This is a genomic window from Amycolatopsis sp. 195334CR (genome assembly GCF_017309385.1).
Taxonomy (GTDB): Bacteria; Actinomycetota; Actinomycetes; order Mycobacteriales; family Pseudonocardiaceae; genus Amycolatopsis.
The window spans coordinates 240,272-260,344 of record NZ_JAFJMJ010000002.1 but is presented as its reverse complement, the minus strand read 5'-3'; the positions used below and the strand labels follow the sequence as shown (position 1 = coordinate 260,344).

The following is a 20,073-nucleotide window of genomic DNA, read 5'->3' as shown; positions in this document are numbered from 1 at the left end:
GCCACGACGCCGGTACCGTGCGAAACATGCTTGGTTTGCCCGAGGAGATCACCACCTGCCTGTTCGACCTCGACGGCGTGCTCACCGGCACCGCCGAACTGCACAAGCAGGCGTGGAAGCAGACCTTCGACGAGTTCCTGCGCGCCCGCGACGGAGACGGGTTCCGCCCGTTCACCGAGCGCGACTACGCCGACCACGTCGACGGGCGCCCGCGGTTCGACGGCGTCCGCGAGTTCCTCGCCTCACGCGAGATCACCCTGCCCGAAGGCGGCCCCGACGACCCGCCGGACCGCGCGACCGTGCACGGGGTGGGAAACCGCAAGAACGACCTGGTGCTGGCGATCATCGACGAACGCGGCGTGCGCCCGTACCCCGGTTCGGTGCGCTACCTCGAAGCCGCCCGCGACGCCGGGCTGAAGATCGGCGTGGTCACCTCGTCGGCGAACGGGGCCAAGGTGCTCGAAGGCGGTGACCTGACCCAGTTCGTGCAGGCCCGCATCGACGGCGTGGAGATCGTCAAGCAGGGACTGCGGGGCAAGCCCGCCCCCGACTCGTTCCTGGCCGGGGCCAGGGCGCTGGACACCGAACCGGCCGCGGCGGCGGTCTTCGAGGACGCCATCGCCGGGGTCAAAGCGGGTAAAACGGGAGAATTCGGGTACGTGGTAGGGGTGAACCGGGCCGATCAGGCCGATCAGCTGCGCGCGGCGGGTGCCGACGTGGTGGTCGACGATCTGGCCGAGCTACTGGAGGGCTGAGTGACTCACGGCTACGAACAGTCCGACCGGTCGCCGTGGGAGCTGCGGTGGGTCGGCATGGACGTCGAACAGCTGCAGCGCACCGAATCGACCTTCGCGCTGTCCAACGGGCACATCGGGCTGCGCGGCACGCTGGAGGAGGGCGAGCCGCGCGGGCTGCCCGGTACCTACCTGAACGGGTTCTACGAGTCGTACCAGCTGCCCTACGCCGAAGCGGGGTACGGCTACCCCGAGGCCGGGCAGACCGTGGTGAACGTGACCGACGGCAAGATCATCCGGCTGCTGGTCGAGGACGAACCGCTGGACATGCGCTACGGCCAGGCCACCGCGCACGAGCGGGTGCTCGACTTCCGCTCCGGCACGCTGCGCCGCACCACCGAGTGGTCCTCGCCGACCGGACGCCGCGTCCGCGTGCGCACCGAACGGCTGGTCTCGTTCACCCAGCGCGCGGTGGTGGCCATCCGGTACGAGGTGGAGCCGCTCGACGGTGAGATCCAGCTCGTGGTGCAGTCCGACCTGCTGGCCAACGAGCCGATCGAGTCCGACACCAGCGACCCGCGGGTGGCCGCGGCACTGCAGTCGCCGCTGGTCGGCGAGTTCGCCATGGCCGAGGACACGCGCGCGGTGCTGGTGCACCGCACGCGGGAGTCGGGGCTGCGCATGGCCGCGGCGATGGACCACCGGCTGGAGACCTCCGACGGCCTGCGCACCAACATCCACGCCGAGGACGACCTGGCCAGGCTGACCGCCGCGGTCGACGTGCCCGCGGGCGAGAAGCTCACGCTGACCAAGTACCTCGGGTACGGCTGGTCGGCGCAGCGGTCGGCCCCCGCGCTGCGCGCGCAGGTGGAGGCCGCGCTCGACGGCGCGCTGCAGACCGGCTGGGAGGGCCTGCTCGAGGAACAGCGCCGGTTCCTCGACGAGTTCTGGGAGTCCGCCGACGTGCAGATCGACGGCGACCCCGAACTGCAGCAGGCCGTGCGGTTCGCCTTGTTCCACGTGCTCCAGGCCGGGGCCCGCGGCGAGAGCCGGGCCATTCCCGGCAAGGGGCTGACCGGGCCGGGCTATGACGGGCACGCCTTCTGGGACACCGAATCCTTCGTGCTCCAGGTGCTCACCTACACCATGCCGGAGGCGGCGCGCGACGCGCTGCGCTGGCGTCACTCCACTTTGGGCAAAGCACGCGAGCGGGCGGCCCAGCTCGGCCTGCGCGGCGCGGCCTTCCCGTGGCGCTCGATCAACGGCGCCGAGTGCTCGGCGTACTGGCCGGCCGGGACCGCCGCGTTCCACGTCAGCGCCGACATCGCCGACGCGGTCGCCCGGTACGTGGCGGCCACCGGCGACGAGGAGTTCGAGCGGGACTGCGGTACCGAGATCCTGCTCGAAACCGCCCGCCTGTGGATCTCGCTGGGCCACCACGGCAGGCACGGCGGCTTCCGGATCGACGGCGTGACCGGTCCCGACGAGTACTCGGCGATCGCGGACAACAACGTCTACACGAACCTGATGGCGCAGCGGAACCTGCGCGAGGCGGCGCTGGCCTGCGAACGGCACGCCGACCTGGCCGGGGCGTTCGAGGTGGACGCCGGCGAGATCGCCGAATGGCGGCGGGCCGCCGACGAGATGGTGGTGCCCTACGACGACCTGCTCGAGGTACACCCGCAGGCCGAGCGCTTCACCCAGCACGTGGACTGGGACTTCGAAGGCACCCCGGCCGAGCACTACCCGCTGCTGCTGAACTACCCGTACTTCGACCTGTACCGCAAGCAGGTGGTCAAACAGGCCGACCTGGTGCTGGCCATGCACCTGCGCGGGGACTCGTTCACGCCGGAGGAAAAGGCCCGCAACTTCGCCTACTACGAGGCGCGGACGGTGCGGGACTCCTCGCTGTCGGCGGGCACGCAGGCGGTGCTGGCGGCCGAGGTCGGCCACCTCGACCTGGCCTACGACTACCTCGCCGAAGCCGCCTTCACCGACCTGCACGACGTGCACAACAACGTGCGGAACGGGCTGCACATGGCGTCGCTGGCGGGGGCGTGGCTGGCCACCGTGGCCGGGCTCGGCGGGCTGCGCGACCACGACGGCAGCCTGTCGTTCACCCCGCGCCTGCCGCGCGGGCTGGACCGGGTGGCCTTCCGGCTGATCTTCCGCGGCAGCCACTTCTCCGTCGAGATCACCGGCGATCAGGCCAGCTACCGGCTGATCACCGGGGAGCACCTGGACATCCGCCACCACGGCGAGAAGGTCACCGTGACCGCCACGGCGGCCACGCTGCCCATCCCGGCCGCACCGGACCTGCCCGCGCCCGTCCAGCCGCCGGGCCGGGCCCCGATACGGCGCCGCTAGTCGGGTGGCTCGGGTTTCTCGCCCGTCGGCGGGGTTTCCACGTCGTCCTGGTTCGGGAGGAGGTCGGTGTCGACGTCCTTGGTGTGCTGGGGGTCGAGATCGCGGTGCGGCGGACGCGGCACTTCCGCCGACAGCGGCTGGTCCTCGTCTTCGTCGTCGAGGCGACGTTGGTGTTCGCGCATACTCCCGGGTTACCCGCGAACGGGCGCGTTGACAACCTCGCTCAGCCGAAAGCCTCGGTGACCGCGCGCATCCGGAGCCGTTCCAGCGCCTCGCTCTGCGCGTTCGCCCGCTCCAGCAACCGGTCCAGCTCGGCCACGTCCAGGCGCGAGTCGCCGACCGCGCGCTGCCGCAGCGTGCGCCAGGCCGCCGCCTTGCCCTCGACGCCGAGCCGCATCGCCTCCAGTTCCACCACCCGGCTGAGCGGCGACCGGCTGAACAGCCTGCCGTTGAACTTCAGCCGCCCGACCTTCTCCCCCGCCCAGGCCAGCGCCTCCTTGTGCTTGGCGCGCGGCACGTCGAGCGCGCCCATGATGCCGAGCAGGCTGCGGTGGTCCTCCGCGATCTCGGCGGCCAGCCTGCGCAGTTCGGGACCGTAGTCCGTCTGCCGTTCGGCGGCCGCCAACCGGCGGATCAGGTCCACCCCACCGGTCGCGCCGGCGAGGTGGTCGTTGACGTAGGTGCCGAGAAAGGCGTCCCGGCTCACGTGGATGACCATGTCCGAGGGGTACCCGGACGGTGGTTCGCTAAGCGATCAGGCGCAGGTCGCCCGCCTCGCCGTCCAGCATGGTCAGCAGCAGGCCCTCGGTGGTGGACCACGGGCAGATCTCCACGCGCTCCCCGCACAGGGTCAGCAGTGCTTCGGCGACGATGGCGCCGGCGAGCGCCTGGCGGGAGCGGCAGCGGGAGATGCCGGGGAGTTCGGCGCGGCGGTCCACCGGCAGCTTGGCCAGCCGCGGGATCCAGCGGCGCAGGTCTTCGACGTGCAGCGTGCGCGGGACGAAGTCGCCGTCCCGCTGCGGTCTCGCCCCGGCGAGGCGGGCCAGCTGGCGCAGCACCTTCGAGCAGCCGATCGCCCGCGCGCCGCGGATCAGCTCGCCGGCGTCCCCGAGCGACGCCCTGACCTGGTCGAGGGTGTGCTCCCGCAGCGCGTCCATCCGCTTGGCCGAGGCCTGGTCGCTGCGGAGCCAGGACCGCGTCATCTCCCGCGCGCCGAGCTTGAGCGAACGCGCGAAGGTGGCCACCTCACCGGAGCCCGCGGCGATCTCCACCGTGCCGCCGCCGACGTCCAGCACCACCAGCGGCCCGGCGGAGGCGCCGTACCACCGGCGCGCGGCCAGGAACGACAGCTCGGCCTCGCGGCGGCCGGAGAGGAAGCGCAGCTCGGTGCCGGTCGCCCTGGCCACCTTCGCGACCACCTGGCGTGCGTTCGCCGCGTCGCGCACCGACGAGGTGGCGAACGGGAAGACGGTCTGAACACCGTGCTCGACCATGACGCGGTTCGCCTTGCGCACCGCGTCGGCGATCGATTCGATGCCGTCCCGGCTCAGCCTGCCCTCGGCGTCGAGCGCGCGGTCCAGGCGCAGCCTGGTCTTGTGCACGAGCGCCGGTTCCACCGGTGAGCCGCCGCGTTCCACCAGCACCAGCCGTGCGCTGAACGCCCCCACATCAAGCACTCCGACGAGCTGTTCCGGCACGCACGACCTCCCACTGTGTGCACAGGGTCCGCAGGTACCCGATTCTTCCCGCAAATTCACGCCGCCAAACCCCAGTAAAGGAATCTTTAACATACCCCATCCGGGTGATACCCAGGGGCACCGGGTCTCGGGGAGGTAACGCCGTACGTGGTTAACAGCGATCAAGCAGCCATGAAAGAGGGGTGCCGCGGGGTCGGGGACACCGGGCGGCTGGCCACCGTGGTAGCGGCCGTGGTTGTGGTGCTCACCGGCGCGCTGACCGGGGTGACGCTGATCGTCACCCCGCAGCGGAGCGCGGTCCCGGCGACCGGCGGGGAGCTGGCGGTCGCCCCGCGCGGGGCCCCGACCCCGTCGAACCGCCCGCTGCCACCCGCGAAGCCCGTCTCGCTGGAGATCCCGGCGATCGGGCTGTCCACCGGGGCGCTGGCCGAACTGGGCCAGACCGCGACCGGCGCGATGGAGGTACCGGGTGACGGCCAGCGCGCGGGCTGGTACGCCCCGGGCCCGGCCCCCGGCGAGACCGGCCCGTCGCTGATCAGCGGGCACGCGATGTACGCCTTCGCGCGCGGGGTGTTCGAGCGGCTGCGCGAACTGCGGGCCGGGGACCTCGTGCGGGTGGGCCGGTCGGACGGCACGATCGCGGAGTTCGCCGTGTACCTGGTGGAGAAGCGGCCGCGGAAGACGGGCCCGGCCACCGCCGCCGACTACACCGGCAGCCCGGGCAACGGCGCGGAACTCCGCCTGGTCACCTGCGCGGCGACCTACGACCGCAGCGTCGGGAACCACACCGAGGAAGTCGTCGTCTCCGCGCGGCTCGCCTAGGCGATGCTCCAGCCCGCGGAGCGGAAACGGGAGCGGTAGGCACCCGGCGAGATGCCGATCAGCCGGACGAAGGCGCGCCGCATGGTTTCCGGGCTGCCGAAGCCGCAGCGGCGCGCGACCGCCTCCATACCGTCCGAACTGGACTCCAGCAACCCCTGAGCCGCCTGCACCCGTACCTGCTCCACGTAGGCCGCGGCGGTGGTGCCGAGCTTCTCCGAGAACAGCCGGTTCAGGTGCCGCACGCTGACCGAGGCCCGCCGCGCCATCGCCGGGATGGAGTGGTCGGCGGCCGGTTCCAGCAACACCGCGTCGGTCGCCTTGCGCAGCGCGGAATGCTGCGGCGCCGGCAGTTTCGACCACACGCTGAACTGCGACTGCCCGCCGGGGCGCTGCAGGAACACCACCATGAACTTGGCCACCTCGCGCGCCAGGTCGGCGCCGTGGTCCTCTTCCACCAGTGAGAGCGCCAGATCGATGCCCGCGGTGATGCCCGCCGAAGTGGCCACCCGCCCGTCACGGACGAAGATCGCGTCCGGCACCATCACCGCCGCCGGGCAGCGCTCGGCGAGCAGGTCGCACCAGAGCCAGTGCGTGGTGACCCGGCGCCCGTCGAGTAGCCCGGCCGCGCCGAGCACGAAGGCCCCGGTGCTCACCGAGGTGATCCGGCGCGTGTGCGGGGCCAGCCGCGAAACCTCGCGCACCAGCCGCGGGGACACCGGCACCGAGCCGTTCGCCCCCAGCCCGCCGGTGACGATCAGCGTGTCGACCGGGCCGTCCAGCTCCTCGATCGCCAGGTCGGGGGCGATGCGCAAACCGCTGCCGGTGCGCACCGGCGCCCCCGCGGGCGCGGCGATCCGCACCCGGTACCGGCCACCCGCGGCGGCGGCGAACGCGAACACGTCCATCGGGCCGGTGGCGTCCAGCGCCGCCAGCCCCGGCTCCGCGACGATCACCACGTCGCGCACGATCTCCCCGGTCTGCACCACCCCAGACTTACCGGATCCCCGGATGTCCACAATGACCGAACGGCCACAGATCAGGCCATCGGGTAGCCCGCGGCCTTCGACACGTCCTCGGCACCGCGCAGGACGCGCAGCACGTTCCGGCCGGCCAGCTTGGCGCAGTCGTCCTCGCTCCAGCCCCGGTCCAGCAGCGCGCCGAAGAGCACCGGGTACTTCGAGACGTCCTCCAGTCCCGCGGGCAGCGACTTCACCCCGTCGTAGTCGCCGCCGACGCCGATGTGGTCGATCCCGGCCACCTCGCGCGCGTGCTCCAGGTGCTCGACCACGTCCTCGACACCGACGGATTCCTTGCCGGAGACGAACTTCGGCACGAAGGTGACCATGCAGACCCCGCCGTTGCCCGCCAGCCGCGCCAGCACGTCGTCCGGGACGTTGCGCGGGTGGTCGTTGACCGCCCGGCACGACGAGTGCGTGAAGACCACCGGCGCGGTGCTCACCTCGAGCGCGTCCCGCATGGTGCTCGGCGCGACGTGCGACAGGTCGACGAGCATGCCGATGCGGTTCATCTCCCGCACCACGTCGCGGCCGAAGTCGGTGAGCCCGCCGTGCTCCGGCTCGTCGGTGGCCGAATCCGCCCACGGGGTGTTCGAGTTGTGCGTCAGCGTCATGTACCGCACCCCGAGGCGGCGCAGGATCCGCAGCACACCCAGCGAGCCGGCGATGCTGTGCCCGCCCTCGGCGCCGAGCATGGAGGCCACCTTGCCGTCGCGGAAGGCGGCCTCGGCTTCGTCGGCGGTGCGGGCCGGTGCCAGGTGGTCGGGGTAGCGCTCCAGGAGCTGGTGGACCACCTCGATCTGCTCCAGCACCGCGGTGACCGCGCTGTCGCCGGTGAACCCGCACGGCACGAACACCGACCAGAACTGCAGGCCGACCTTGCCCTCGCGCAGGCGCGGCAGATCGGTGTGCAGGCGGGGCTGGTGCTGGCGCAGGTCGACCGCGGCCACCGCCTCGCGCGGATCCGGCCCGGCCAGGTCGCGCAACGCCCACGGGAGGTCGTTGTGCCCATCCGCCAGCTGCGCCGCCGAAAGCAGCGCCCGCGCCCGATCCACCCCAGTCATGCCGTTCCCTTCCGTCGCCGAGAAGCTCCCCGGCGACGGTACCGGTCCCCCGGCGGGCCGCGCCCAGGTGCTGTGAATGTGGCTTTCACTGCGGATTCCGCAGTGAAAGCCACATTCACAGCGTTTCTGAGGCCCCGCCGAGCCGCCGGTACCGGTGCCGCGGCGGGCCGACTCGGTCAGCTCAGGACGAGCGGGACCACCGGGGAAGCGCCGTCCGACAGGGGCAGCTGGTAGCGCTGCGCCAGGTACGAGGCCACGTCGTGGAACAGCGGACCGGCGGAGTGCCCGGCCGGCAGCGTGGTGTCCGGCGCGTCGAGGTGGATGCCCACCACGAACCGCGGGTTGTCCGCGGGCAGCACCCCGGCGAAGGTGATGTTGTACAGCGAATCGCTGTAGGCGTTGGTCTTCGGGTCGATCTGCTGCCCGGTGCCCGTCTTGCCGGAGATCTGGTACCCCTCCAGCGCCGCGGTCGGGGCGGTGCCGGAGTTCTGGCCCTTCCCCTTCTGCACCGTCGCGCGCATCATGTCCAGCACCGTTTTCGCCGTCTCCGGCGTGGTCACCTGGGTGGTCTTCGGCGCGGGCTGGTCCACCCGCGTGCCGTCCGGGTTCACCTTGGCGCGGACCACCCTGGGCTCCACGCGCACACCGCCGTTGGCGATCGCCTGGTACATCCCGGCCATCTGCACCACGGTCATCGACAGACCCTGGCCGATCGGGAGGTTGCCGAAGGTGGTGCCGGACCACTGGTTGCGCGGCGGCACCGAACCGGGGCTCTCACCGGGCAGGCCGATGCCGGTGCGCTGCCCGAGACCGAACTTCTTCAGCATGTCCGCGAACGGCTCCTCGCCGAGCTTCTGCGCGAGCAGCAGCGTGCCCACGTTCGAGGACTTGCCGAAGATGCCCGCGGTGGTGAAGTTCTGCGTGCCGTGTGTCCACGCGTCGCGCACGGTGTGGTCGGCCACGCGCAGCGCGCCCGGCACCGACAGCACCGACTCCGGGGTGGCGATGCCGTTCTGGATCGCCGCCACCGCGGTGACGATCTTGTTCACCGAACCCGGTTCGAACGGGGTGGTCACCGCCCGGTTGTTCATCTGGTCCGGGGTGGCCTTCGCCAGGTCGTTCGGGTCGTAGGTGCGGTCGTTGGCCAGCGCGTAGACCTCACCGGTCTTCGAGTCCATGATCACCGCGCTGCCGCCCTTGGCGCGGCTCTTGGCCACGTAGTCGGACAGCTTGCTCTGCAGGTCGTACTGCAGGTCGGCGTCCAGGGTCAGCTCCAGGTCGGAGCCGGCGGTGGCGGGCTGCAGGTCGCGCTCGGTACCGGGGATGACCACGTCCCCGCCCTGCTCGGTGTCCACCAGGCGGCGGCCCGGCGTACCGGCCAGCTCGTTGTCCCAGGTGGCCTCCAGCCCGGCCAGGCCGTGCAGGTTGTGCTTGGAGACGTCCGGGTCCTCCATCTGCCACTTCGCCACGCCGACCACGTTCGCCGCCAGCGTGCCACCCGGGTACTCGCGCTTGGCGCGCTTCTCCTTGCTGATCTCCGGGAAGTTCTCGCCGTCGGTGATCTCGTCGGCGATCGACGGCTCCACGTCGTCGACCAGGAAGGTGAAGTTGTCCGGCTTGCGGAACTTCTCCAGCAGCTCGGCCTCGGTGGTCTTGTCCGGCAGCTTCTGCGCGATGAACCGGGCCGCCGCGGCGGACCGGGTCTCGAAGTTCTGCCCCTTCTCCGGGTGCTCCTGGGCGAACTCGGTCCAGGTCTTGCGCATCAGCCGCAGGTTCACCGACAGCGTGCGGTTCTCCACGCTGAACGCCAGCTTGGTGCCGTTGCGGTCCATGATGGACCCGCGCTGGGCCGGGATGTCGATCGGCGTGGTGCGCTGGCGCTCGGCGCTGGCCGAGAGCGCCTCGGCGTCGAACGCCTGCACCTTCACCAGTTGCAGCCCGGCGATGGACAGCAGCACCACCAGGATGATCCGCACCGAGGCGAACCGGCTGCGCGTGCTGCCCTCGGCGGTCTTGCCGTTGGCGCGGCGGAGTCCGGTCGCCGAATAGGTGCGGTGCGGGGCCGACCGCCCGCGGGCGGTCTCCGCGCTGGTCCGCCTGGCCTGCGCCCGCGTGCCGGCCACGCGGACCGGGCCCCGCCGCGGCCTGCCCGTCATCTCACTGTCCTCCTGGCGCGTTCTGCTGGTCCTGCTGCTGTTGCTGTTGTTCCTGTTGCTGCCGCTCGGCTTCCGGGAGCTGCAGCGACGGATCCGGCTGGCCGCCGCCGACCGCCGGGATGGGCGGCGGCGCGTCCTGCGGCTCGCTCTGGTCACCCGCGCCCGGTGCGGCGGGCGGGGCGGCCTTCTTCGGCTCGCCGATCACCGTGATGGTGCCGTCCGGGTTCACGATGATCCGGGCCGGATCGCCGCCGGGCACCATGCCGAGCGCCTTCGCGCGCTCGTCCAGCGAGGAGGTCGACTCCTGCTTGGTGACCTCGCGCTGCAGCCGCTCGGCCTGCTCGACCAGGCCGGCGTTGTCCTTGCGCAGTTCGTCGAGCCGGTAGCTGTCGGCGATGGCCTGGGTGGACAGCCACAGCGTGGTGACCACGCCCACCGCGAGCAGGCCCATCATCAGCAGCACGAAGGACGCGCGCGAGCGCGGCAGCCGCAGCTTGAGCTTCAGCTTCGGGCGGACCTTGACCGCCGAGGCGGCGCCCTCCAGCTGGTTTTCGGGGCGTGCCACCGCTTCGGCGGCGCGCTGCGCCCGGCGGGCGTAGGCGCGCTCGGCGGCCGAGGTGCGGGTGCGGCCGCCGGTGGTCCCGCGCTGCTCGGTACGCGCGCGGGTGCGGGAACGAGCTGGTGCCGTCACTGTGCCGCCTCTCCGATCCGCTCCGCGGCTCGCAGCCGCACCGAGCTCGCTCGCGGGTTCGCCTCGATTTCCGCTTCGTTCGCCTGTTCCGCGCCCCTGGTCAGCAGCCGCAGCTCGGGGCCGTGCCCCGGCAGTTCGACCGGAAGTCCTTCGGGGGTGCGGGATTTCGCCTTCGCCGCCAGTGCCTGCTTGACCAGCCGGTCCTCCAGCGACTGGTAGGACTCGACCACGATCCGGCCGCCCATCGCCAGCGCGCCCAGCGCCGCGGGCATGGCCCGCCGCAGCACCTCCAGCTCGCCGTTGACCTCGATCCGCAGCGCCTGGAAGGTCCGCTTGGCCGGGTGCCCGCCGGTGCGCCTGCTCGCCGCGGGCACCGCCGCGTAGAGCAGTTCGACCAGCCTGCCGCTGCGCTCGAACGGTTCGCTCTCGCGCGCGGCCACCACCGACTTCACGATCCGCTGGGCGAACCGCTCCTCGCCGTACTCGCGCAGGATCCGGACCAGTTCGCCGGGCGGGTAGGTGTTCAGCACGTCGGCCGCGGTCGGCCCGGTGGTCGGGTCCATCCGCATGTCCAGCGGGGCGTCCCTGGCGTAGGAGAACCCGCGCTCGTCGCGGTCCAGCTGCATCGAGGACACGCCGAGGTCGAACAGCAGCCCGTCCACAGTGGACATGCCGAGCCCGGCCAGCGCGCCGGGCAGTTCGTCGTAGACCGCGTGCACCAGGTGCACGCGGTCGCCGTGGTGGCGGAGGCGGTCCGCCGAGCGCTCCAGCGCGGCCGGGTCGCGGTCGAGCCCGACCAGCGTGAGCTCCGGGTGCGCGGAGAGCAGGGCGTCGGAGTGGCCGCCGAGGCCGAGGGTGGCGTCGACCAGCACCGCGCCCGGCTTGGCGAGGACGGGCTCGAACAGCTCGAGGATCCGGTCCAGCAGAACCGGAACGTGCTCGGCCACCACACCCACCCCCTTCCTCGGTCTTGCCTGGCACTGGTGGAAACGCCGATGCCGCCAGGTCTCCGTCCGCCCGCTGCGAACCTGGTGCCGGGGAAGGTGCACCAGGGCCACTGAGCGGACAGAGGCCTGACGGCATCCGCGAAGCCGGAACTCTCCTCGTGCGGCCGGTGGGACCCCCGCCCCCCGACGGCGTGGGTGCCGGCGGCCGCGTGTCAGAACACGCCCGGCAAGACTTCCTCCTGTGCCTTCGAGTAGCTGTCCTCGTGTTCGTCCAGGTAGCCCTGCCACGCCTGGGCGTCCCAGATCTCGAGCCTGGTGATCGCCCCGATCACCACGCACTCCTTGTTGAGCCCCGCGTAGCGGCGGAGCTCGGGCGCGATGGGGATGCGCCCCTGCCCGTCCGGGCGTTGTTCGTCGGTCCCGGCGAACAGGTAGCGCTGGTAGGCACGCACCGCCTCGTTGGTGAACGGGGCTTCGGCGACCTTGCGGGCCATCTGCTCGAACTCGGCGCGCGGGAAGACATACAGGCAGTGGTCCTGTCCCTTGGTGACCATCAGCCCACCTGCCAGCGCGTCGCGGAACTTCGCGGGCAGTGTGAGCCGCCCCTTGTCGTCGAGCTTGGGGGTGTGGGTACCGAGGAACATCGGCCGCCACCTCCCCGCCGGTCTCCGCCAAGGCGGGGATCGGCCACGGGGCTCCCTTCCGCCCCACTTGGCACCACCGTACCCCACTTTTCACCACAGTCAACGGCAATTGACCGCATATTCACTCCCCCGAGCAGCCGTTTCCGCAGGTGAGAGCGGTGGGGGCCAGGTGGGGGCGCAGTGGGGGGTGCCGACGAAGATCCCCCAAGTCGGGGGTGAGGGGCAACGGGGGCGGTCGCCACGCGTCCCCCGGCACCCCCGCGGGCGGTCCCGGGTGGGGGCGGGTGGGGGAAGTGGGGAATCAGCCCTCGAGCAGGCCGGCCAGCCGCTGGACCAGGCGCGGGCCGTCGACCGGGGTCACGGTGACCCAGTCCTGCCCGCCGCGGCCCGGCTCCAGCGAACTCAGGTAGGCGCCGACGTCGGTCCAGAACCAACTGATCCCGCCGACCCGGCGCGGGTGGGCTCCGTCACGCACGCGCACGGTGAACTGCCCGGCGCCGAAGATCGGCCGGGCCTGGATCGCGAGCACCTCGCGGACCTGCTTCTCCCGCCCGGCCGCGCGCCCGTTCCCGGCGAACACCGGGTCCTCGACCCCGGCCGCGAGCGCGGCGGCGGGCAGGCTCACCCCGTAACCGGGGCCGGGTTCCAGCGCGGGCAGCAGTTCCACAATGGACGGCAGCAGTTCACCGTCCCGGATGGTGGACAGCCCGATCGTCCGGTTCGGCTGGGTGGCCAGCACGCCGTGCCGCCCCTTCGCCGCGGCCACCGCGCGGAACGGGGTGTCCGAGGTCATGTCCAGCAGCGCTTCGCACTCGACGTAGACCGAGGCGGTGGCGAGGGTGTGCAGCCGGTCGGCCAGCGCCTCGTCGAGCCCGTGGGCGGGGTCGTACAGCCCGCGCTCGGCGAGGTTGGCGTAGACCGACTCCTTGATCTCGGCGCGTTCGGCGTCGGTGGTGCCCACGCTGCGCACGCCGAGCACCTCGGGCGCGCGCGGCAGCCCGAGGTCGGCCCACAGCACGTCGAAGGCCGAGGCGGAAACCCGGATCACGCCGGGGCCTCAGGAACTGGTCAGGTGCGGCGGTGGCGAGAACGTCTGCTGCACCGGGATGGCGTCCCGCAGGGCCGCGTCGCGGGCGGTCAGCACGTCGATCGCCTTCTGCCGGGCGGCTTCGGCGGCGGCCTTGGTCTCCTCCATCGCCGCGGGCAGCCCGGCCAGCGCGAGCAGGTTGCCGCTGGCCGCGGCGTTGCGGATCATGCTCGCCGGGTCGTACTCCACCGGTTCGGGCATCTCCGCCTTGGCCCTGGCGGCGATCTCCGCCTGCGCCGAGACCGAGCCACCGACCGAAGTGGACACCCCGGCGACCTCACCGGACCACCGCGCCGCCTGGGTCAGCACCCCGCGCAGCGCCTCGCCGCCCTCCCCGGACCAGTTCTCCCGGCTGCTCTCCAGCAGGGCGGTCAGCGCCTGGGCCGACTCGTGGAACCGGCCGGCCAGCTCGTCCCACTGGCCGCCGATCAGGCCGGCCTCCCCGGGATCGTTGCCCGCTTCGACCTCGTCCTTCATCGCCTGGTGGCTGTAGGCCTCGTAGCGCCGGGTGGACACGGGCGGACTGTGCTCGGGCATCGGTGCTCCCATCGCTGTGGCGGCTCAGGGGTCGGTGGCGGCTCAGGGCAGTTTGGGCTCCACCAGTCCGGCGACCTTGTCCGCGCGGGCGCACGCGGCCTCGGTGCCGGTGAAGTTCGTGTTGCTGACGTCGATCTGGACGCTCGCCGACTCCCCCGCGCCCAGCAACACCGCACAGGTTCCGTCATCGGCCTTCGGATCGGCGACCTTGAGGGCTTCGCGGGCACCGACCTTGATCTGCTTCGCGGTCTTCTTCTCCGTGCGGAGATCGGTCAGCCCCTTCGACCCGTCCACCGAGATGGCCAGGCCGAAGGTGCCGGGCTCGGTCCAGTCGCAGGTGCGCGCGGAGCCGATCGCCTTGGGCTCGCCGACCGAGGTCAGCCCGGCGGTGGACCGCTCGGCCGAGGTCAGCAGGGTGCACGGGTCGAGGCCGCCCTGGTTCGCGGGCGGGGCGGTGCTGGGTGCCGCGGGCGGTGGCGGCACGGTGTGCACCGTGTTCTCCCCGGAGGCGGCCTGGCCGCCCTGACCGCAGGCGGCGAGCAGCGCCAGCGCGGGGAGCAGAAGGAAGAGGCGGGGCGTTCGGGGCATCCGGGTCAGCCGCCGGTGCACTCGACGTCGTCGGCGGCCTTGCCGTCGGCCTCGGAGTACTGCTCCACGGCTTCGGCGATGCGGGACTTGAGGTCCTCGAGCTCCCGGCCGAAGGCGATCAGCGACTCGACCGCCGAGCCCTGCTGCCCGATGCCGTACTCGGCCATGAACCGGCCGACCTCGTCCGCGTATCCACCACCGAGCGGGACCTGCCTGCCGAGCACCTTGGCGTGGCGGACCATCTCGCCGACCACGTCCTGCAGTTCCGACAGCCGCGTGAACGCGTCACCGGCCAGCTCCGGCGCCACGCTGAACGCGGCGGCGGCCCCCGGGGTGACCCGGTCCCTCGTTTCGACCTCCGGCATGGCAAGCACCTTCCGTAGCCGACTGAATCCGCTCAGGAGAATACGACAGAACGCGGCGTGAGAACATCGCCCAGCCCACCAGGGCGTTACTCACCCGAATGGCCCAATATTGGTGGTAGCACTCAGTGATCGCAGGGTTCTCCCCATCGTTTCGCTCACGTTTGACACACTTCGTGGGAGGCTGACCCTTGAACGGGTGGCCGGTACAGGCACGCACGGGCGCGTCCGCCCGTTGTTCCAAGACGCTTGCGCGTCGGCACCAGGAGGTCGAGTGACGTCGAGAACGCAGTCCGCGGTGCCCGGCGACCAGACGCCGTACTACCCCAGTGACCCCGCGGCCGGGGCGCGCGGGACGAGCGGCGCCAACGGGCACGGCTCCGCGTCGCTCGGCGAGCTGCACGACACCGCCGCCCGGATCGCGGCCAACGTCGAGCGGGTGCTGGTCGGCAAGCCGGACGTGGTGCGGGTCGCGCTGGTCACCCTGCTCGCCGAGGGCCACCTGCTGGTCGAGGACGTGCCGGGGGTCGGGAAGACCTCGCTGGCCAAGGCGCTGGCCCGGTCCATCGACTGCACGGTCAGCCGCATCCAGTTCACCCCCGACCTGCTGCCCAGCGACGTCACCGGGGTGTCCATCTACAACCGGCAGACCGGCGGGTTCGAGTTCCGCCCCGGCCCGGTGTTCGCCAACATCGTGGTCGGCGACGAGATCAACCGCGCCTCGCCGAAGACGCAGTCCTCGCTGCTCGAATGCATGGAGGAGCACCAGGTCACGGTCGACACCAGCACGTACGAGCTGGAAGAGCCGTTCATGGTGATCGCCACGCAGAACCCGATCGAGATGGAGGGCACCTACGCCCTGCCCGAGGCGCAGCGCGACCGCTTCACCGCGCGCGTGTCGATCGGCTACCCCGACCCGCAGGCCGAGCTGGCCATGGTCGACGAGCACGCCGGGCACAACCCGCTGCAGGACCTGCGCCCGGTCTCCGACGCGGCCACCGTGCACCGGCTGATCCGCGCGGTCCGCAAGGTCCACATGGCGCCCGAGGTCCGCCAGTACGCGGTCGAGCTGGCTTCGGCCACCCGGCAGCTGCCGGAGATCCGCCTCGGCGCCTCGCCCCGCGCCACCCTGCAGCTGGTCCGCGCGGCCCGCGCGCAGGCCGCGCTGGCCGGCCGGGAGTACGTGGTCCCGGACGACCTGCACGCGGTGGCGGTGCCGGTGCTCGCGCACCGCCTGGTGCTGACCACCGAGGCGCACGCCGCCCGCCGCTCGGCCACCGACGTGGTGCGCGCGGTGCTCAGCCGGGTGCCGGTGCCGCAGGCGGGCTCGCCGGCCAACGGGCAGAGCCGCCGGTAGCCCGGTCATGCTGCGCTCGCTGTCCGGCCTGACCACCCGAGGCCGTTGCCTGCTCGCCGCGGGCGTGGCCGCCGCGGTCTGCGCCACCGTGCTCAACGAGCGCGATCTGCTGCGGGTCGCCGTTTTTGTCATCGCGCTGCCGCTGCTGGTGGCGTGGTTCATCTCGGCGGCCAAGGTGCGCATCGGCGCGGCCCGCAAGCTGTTCCCGGACCGGGTGCAGGTCGGCGGCGCCGGTGAGGTGCAGCTGGAGCTGTGGCGCACCGGGCGGCTGCCGACCGGGGAGGTGCTGCTCGAGGACGGCGTGCCGTACTCGCTGGGCGGGCGGCCCCGGTTCGTGGTCGAGCGGCTGCCGCAGCACCAGGCGGTCGCCCTGCGCTACCCGATCCAGCCGATGCTGCGCGGGATCCAGCAGGTCGGCCCGCTGCGCGCCACGGTCACCGACCCGTTCGGGCTGTGCGAGTTCGAGCGGGAGCTGATCGGGCACACCAAGCTGGTGGTGGTGCCGCGGTTCGTCAGCCTGTGGGGGCTGCCGTCCGGGGCGGGCATCGGCGTCGGCGACGACGGCAACGTCCGGCTGCACGCCGGGCAGGGCGAGTCCGACGTGATCGTCCGGCAGTACCGCCAGGGTGACGACCTGCGCAAGGTGCACTGGCGCTCGACCGCCCGCCGCGACGAGATCATGGTCCGCGTCGAAGAGCGGCCGTGGCGCGGGGGCACCACTGTGCTCCTGGACCACCGCGCGGCCGCGCACCACGGCACCGGCCCGTCGGCCAGCCTGGAGTGGGCGGTGTCCTTCGTCGCCAGCGTGTGCCTGCACCTGCGCCGCGCCGGGCACCGCGTCCGGCTGGTCACCGAGCACGGGCTCACCCTGGCCGACGCCCCCGGCGACGGCGGGGACCACCACGACCACCTCATCCTCGACGCGCTCGCCGGGCTGCAGCCCGCGCACCAGCGCGACGTGACCACCGGCAGTGATCCCGCCGAGGGACAGGAGCTGATCGCCGTGCTCGGCACCGTGAGCAACGAGGCGGTGCACGAGCTCAACCGGTTCCGCCCGCGCGGCATCCGCAGCCTCGCCGTCCTGCTCGACACCCCGGCCTGGTCCGGCGGGGTCAGCGCGCCCGAGCACCGCGCCGCGGCCACCGAGGAGTCGGCGAGCCTGCTGCGCGCGGCCGGCTGGGGCGTGGTGGTGGCCGGACCGGCCAGCCCGATGCCGCAGGTGTGGGGCGAGCTGTGCCGCTCGACCGCCCGGCGCGCCACGCTGATCGGCGACGCCCGGTGACCGCCGCGCCCCCGGCCCCGCCGATCCCGCACACCCCGACCGAACGGCCCGAGCCCCCGGCCGCGCCCTGGGTCAGCTCGATCTTCGCCCCGCTCGCCGCCGGACTGGCCACGATCTGCGCGTCCACCTCGATCACCGGGGTGGTCGGCGGCGCGGCCTGGTTCGGTTACCTGATCGTCGCCGTGGTGCTGATCGCGTGCACCGGCCTGGCCCTGCGCTCGCTGCGCACGCCGACCCTGGTGGTCGGGCTCGCGCAGCTGCTGGTGCTGGCCTTCCTGATCACCGGGGTGTTCACCAGCAACGGCATCCTCGGCATCATCCCCGGCCCCGCCGCGCTCTCGGAACTGCGGGAGGTGCTGGTCGAATCGGCCGAGCAGATCCGGATGGGCCTGCCGCCGGTGGAGCCGACCCCGCCGATCCTGTGCCTGGTCACCATCGCCATCGGGCTGGTCGCGGTGCTGGTGGACACGCTCGCCGTGGCGGCTTCCGCGCCCGCGGCCACCGGGCTGGTGCTGCTGTGCGTCTACGCGGTCCCGGCCTCGCTGTCCGACGGCATGCTGCCGTGGTGGACCTTCCTGCTCGGCGCGGCGGCGTTCGCCGGACTGCTCGCCGTCGACGGCAGTCACCGGCACCGGCGCTGGCGCAACCGGACCGCCCCCGGCCTCGGCGCGTCCCCGGCCGCGGCCTCCGCGCCGGTGGCGGTGGTCTCCGTGGCGCTGGCGCTGGGCCTGGTGGCCGGCGGCACGATCACCGCGATCGGCACGGTCGGCAGCATTCCCGGCAACGGCCAGGGCGGCGAGGGCAGCCAGCCGACCGGCGGGCTCGGCATCAACCCGTTCACCCAGCTGCGCGGCCTGCTCGACCAGGGGCAGAACGTGGAGCTGTTCCGGGTGCGCGGGCTCAACGCCCCCGGCGACCGGCGCATGCTGCGCGCGTTCACGCTCAACTACTTCGAGCCGAACCAGGGCTGGAAGATCGCCGACGAGCCGCGGATGCCGCCGGGCGTCCCGGCGAACCAGCCCAGCCTGCCCCTGGCCCCCGGTGACGACGGCACCGGGGAGACCAAGGAGATCCAGATCGAGCCGGTCAACTGGGTCGACGTCTGGCTGCCGGTGTACGGCGCGCCGCGCGCGCTGCGCAACATCTCCGACGGCTGGCAGTACGACTCGGTCAGCGGCGCGGTGTACAGCGAGGCCAAGCGCCAGTCGCCGCCGTACGTGCAGACCGCCTCGCTGCGCATCCCGACCAAGGAGGCGCTGCGCAACGCCGACACCGAGGCCGACCAGATCCCGTCCATCTACACGCGACTGGACGGGGTCGACGACCGGGTGGTCGCGCTGACCAAGCAGCTGACCCAGGGCGCCACCAACGACTTCGACCGGGCCACCGCGGTCTGGAACTACTTCAACTCGCAGAACGGGTTCACCTACGACACCCGCACCGCCGCGGCCGCCGACTCGGACGCGCTGGCGGACTTCCTGCTCAACGGCAAGCGCGGGTACTGCGAGCAGTTCGCCTCCGCGATGGCGGTGATGCTGCGGACGCTGAACATCCCGTCGCGGGTGGCGATCGGGTTCACCCCCGGGTACACCACCGCGGACTACCGGTCGATCACCTCGCAGGACGCGCACGCGTGGGTCGAGGCGTACTTCGGCGAGCTGGGCTGGGTCACCTTCGACCCGACCCCGCTGTCCGACTCGCGCGGGTTCATCCCGCCGTACCTGCGCCCGGACAACAGCCCCCAGGACCCGGCGGACTCGGGTGCCCCGAGCACCGCCCCGTCGGTCGAGTCGCCGCGGCTGCCGGGCGAGGAGACGAACACGCCGGACGCCGCGCCGCTGCCGGACCAGCCGGAGGAGGAGCAGCGGCCGGGTGAGGGCCCGGACTGGGCGCTGTGGCTGGCGCTGGTCGCGCTGGCCGCGGCCGCCGTGGTGGCCGGGATCCTGTGGCAACGGGCGAGCAGGCAGAGACCGGGGCCGCCGAGACCGGGGGCTCCCCCGGGTCCGCCGCCGGCCCGCGCGCCCCAGGGCGCCGCGGAGAGCTGGCTGCCCGCCATCGCGGCGGGGCTGGGCATCATCGGGGTCGGCCTGCTGGCCTGGCTGTGGACGGCGCTGCTCGCGGTGCCGCTGGTGGTCGTGCTGCTCGTCGCGGTCGGGCCGTCGATGGCGCGCGAGGTGGTGCGGCGGAAGCGGTTGCAGGTGATCGGCGCCAGCGGTCCGGACGCGGCGAACGCGGCGTGGCGGGAGCTGCTCGACGAGTGCCGGGACCGCGGGGTGCCGGTGGAAGTCAGCGACACGGTGCGGACCACGGCGCAGAAGATCGCGCAGCGCCACCGCCTCGACGAGGAGGGCAAGGGCGGGCTGCGCACGGTGGTCGGTGTGGTCGAGCGCTCCTGGTACGGCGGGGCGGCGGACCCGGACCCGCGCTTCGGCCCGGCCTTCGACGAGGTGCGGTCCAGCCTGACCCGGAACGCCCCCATGTCCTGGCGGGGACGGCTGTTCCCGCGCTCCCTGTTCCGCCGGCGCCGCTGACGCTGAGGCCCGTGCCCGGCTCGCCTGAGCCGGGTGCGGCCGGTGAGCCGGCGCTCAAGCCACTCGCTCAGGCACCCGCGAAGCAGTACGCGGGTACCTGAGCGAGGTCAGGCACCCGCGACCGGCGACCAGGGCACAAGTGGGTGTGGGGCATGCCCGGCGTCCACCGGTCATGCCCCACACTCGGTCTG

At 72.6% G+C, this 20,073-nt stretch carries 19 protein-coding genes; 6 read left to right on the top strand and 13 right to left on the bottom strand.

Annotated elements, in window-relative coordinates:
- Positions 1-26 precede the first annotated feature (26 nt).
- Both JYK18_RS23985 and JYK18_RS23980 read left to right on the top strand, forming a co-directional pair.
- Positions 27-755, top strand: coding sequence for an HAD family phosphatase (locus JYK18_RS23985; protein ID WP_206808082.1), 729 nt, complete (start codon positions 27-29; stop codon positions 753-755).
- 57 nt (positions 756-812) lie between these two features.
- A complete protein-coding gene (locus JYK18_RS23980; RefSeq protein ID WP_206808081.1) occupies positions 813-3,101 on the top strand; it encodes a glycoside hydrolase family 65 protein in 2,289 nt (762 codons plus the stop codon).
- Here JYK18_RS23980 and JYK18_RS23975 read toward each other — a convergent pair.
- From JYK18_RS23975 to JYK18_RS23965, 3 genes are read right to left on the bottom strand one after another with little or no spacing between them, the layout of a single operon-like run.
- Entirely contained in the window at positions 3,098-3,283 is a 186-nt protein-coding gene (locus tag JYK18_RS23975; protein ID WP_206804887.1) for a hypothetical protein, read from the bottom strand. The genes JYK18_RS23980 and JYK18_RS23975 overlap by 4 nt on opposite strands.
- 41 nt (positions 3,284-3,324) lie before the next feature.
- Complete coding sequence (locus JYK18_RS23970) at positions 3,325-3,819, bottom strand: hypothetical protein (RefSeq protein ID WP_206804885.1); 495 nt, start codon at positions 3,817-3,819, stop codon at positions 3,325-3,327.
- 28 nt (positions 3,820-3,847) lie between these two features.
- Complete coding sequence (locus tag JYK18_RS23965) at positions 3,848-4,798, bottom strand: exopolyphosphatase (protein WP_307796030.1); 951 nt, start codon at positions 4,796-4,798, stop codon at positions 3,848-3,850.
- A gap of 171 nt (positions 4,799-4,969) precedes the next feature.
- Here JYK18_RS23965 and JYK18_RS23960 point away from each other — a divergent pair, with 171 nt between their 5' ends.
- Entirely contained in the window at positions 4,970-5,620 is a 651-nt protein-coding gene (locus JYK18_RS23960) for a sortase domain-bontaining protein (protein WP_206804881.1), read from the top strand.
- Here JYK18_RS23960 and JYK18_RS23955 read toward each other — a convergent pair.
- The 10 genes from JYK18_RS23955 to JYK18_RS23910 form a co-directional block, all read right to left on the bottom strand.
- Entirely contained in the window at positions 5,617-6,603 is a 987-nt protein-coding gene (locus JYK18_RS23955; protein WP_307796029.1) for a GlxA family transcriptional regulator, read from the bottom strand. The genes JYK18_RS23960 and JYK18_RS23955 overlap by 4 nt on opposite strands.
- Positions 6,604-6,656: 53 nt before the next feature.
- Positions 6,657-7,700 carry a dipeptidase gene (locus JYK18_RS23950; protein ID WP_206804879.1) on the bottom strand — a complete coding sequence of 348 codons (1,044 nt, stop codon included), beginning with the start codon at positions 7,698-7,700 and terminating at the stop codon, positions 6,657-6,659.
- A gap of 176 nt (positions 7,701-7,876) precedes the next feature.
- Positions 7,877-9,856, bottom strand: a complete 1,980-nt coding sequence (locus tag JYK18_RS23945; RefSeq protein WP_206804877.1) for a penicillin-binding protein 2 — start codon at positions 9,854-9,856, stop codon at positions 7,877-7,879.
- Between the two features lies 1 nt (position 9,857).
- Complete coding sequence (locus tag JYK18_RS23940; protein ID WP_206804875.1) at positions 9,858-10,547, bottom strand: hypothetical protein; 690 nt, start codon at positions 10,545-10,547, stop codon at positions 9,858-9,860.
- Complete coding sequence (rsmH, locus tag JYK18_RS23935) at positions 10,544-11,494, bottom strand: 16S rRNA (cytosine(1402)-N(4))-methyltransferase RsmH (protein ID WP_374195061.1); 951 nt, start codon at positions 11,492-11,494, stop codon at positions 10,544-10,546. Before rsmH ends, JYK18_RS23940 begins: the two co-directional genes overlap by 4 nt.
- Positions 11,495-11,706: 212 nt before the next feature.
- Positions 11,707-12,138: a division/cell wall cluster transcriptional repressor MraZ gene (gene mraZ, locus JYK18_RS23930; protein WP_206804871.1), complete on the bottom strand. Its 432-nt coding sequence runs from the start codon at positions 12,136-12,138 to the stop codon at positions 11,707-11,709.
- Between the two features lie 301 nt (positions 12,139-12,439).
- Positions 12,440-13,186 (bottom strand): ESX secretion-associated protein EspG, encoded by a 747-nt coding sequence (locus JYK18_RS23925; protein ID WP_206804849.1) that lies wholly within the window; start codon positions 13,184-13,186, stop codon positions 12,440-12,442.
- Positions 13,187-13,195: 9 nt separating this feature from the next.
- The gene (locus JYK18_RS23920) at positions 13,196-13,762 is read right to left on the bottom strand and encodes a PE-PGRS family protein (RefSeq protein ID WP_206804847.1); all 567 of its coding nucleotides are present in this window, start codon (positions 13,760-13,762) and stop codon (positions 13,196-13,198) included.
- Positions 13,763-13,804: 42 nt separating this feature from the next.
- On the bottom strand, positions 13,805-14,350 hold the full coding sequence (locus tag JYK18_RS23915) for a DUF3558 family protein (RefSeq protein WP_206804845.1): 546 nt from the start codon (positions 14,348-14,350) through the stop codon (positions 13,805-13,807).
- Between the two features lie 5 nt (positions 14,351-14,355).
- Positions 14,356-14,715 (bottom strand): hypothetical protein, encoded by a 360-nt coding sequence (locus JYK18_RS23910; RefSeq protein WP_206804843.1) that lies wholly within the window; start codon positions 14,713-14,715, stop codon positions 14,356-14,358.
- 271 nt (positions 14,716-14,986) lie between these two features.
- Here JYK18_RS23910 and JYK18_RS23905 point away from each other — a divergent pair, with 271 nt between their 5' ends.
- The 3 genes from JYK18_RS23905 to JYK18_RS23895 are packed head-to-tail and all read left to right on the top strand — an operon-like array spanning position 14,987 to position 19,882.
- Entirely contained in the window at positions 14,987-16,069 is a 1,083-nt protein-coding gene (locus JYK18_RS23905; protein WP_206804841.1) for a MoxR family ATPase, read from the top strand.
- Between the two features lie 7 nt (positions 16,070-16,076).
- Complete coding sequence (locus JYK18_RS23900) at positions 16,077-17,351, top strand: DUF58 domain-containing protein (protein ID WP_206804839.1); 1,275 nt, start codon at positions 16,077-16,079, stop codon at positions 17,349-17,351.
- Positions 17,348-19,882, top strand: a complete 2,535-nt coding sequence (locus JYK18_RS23895) for a DUF3488 and transglutaminase-like domain-containing protein (protein WP_206804837.1) — start codon at positions 17,348-17,350, stop codon at positions 19,880-19,882. The genes JYK18_RS23900 and JYK18_RS23895 overlap by 4 nt, the downstream gene beginning before the upstream one ends.
- Positions 19,883-20,073: the final 191 nt, after the last annotated feature.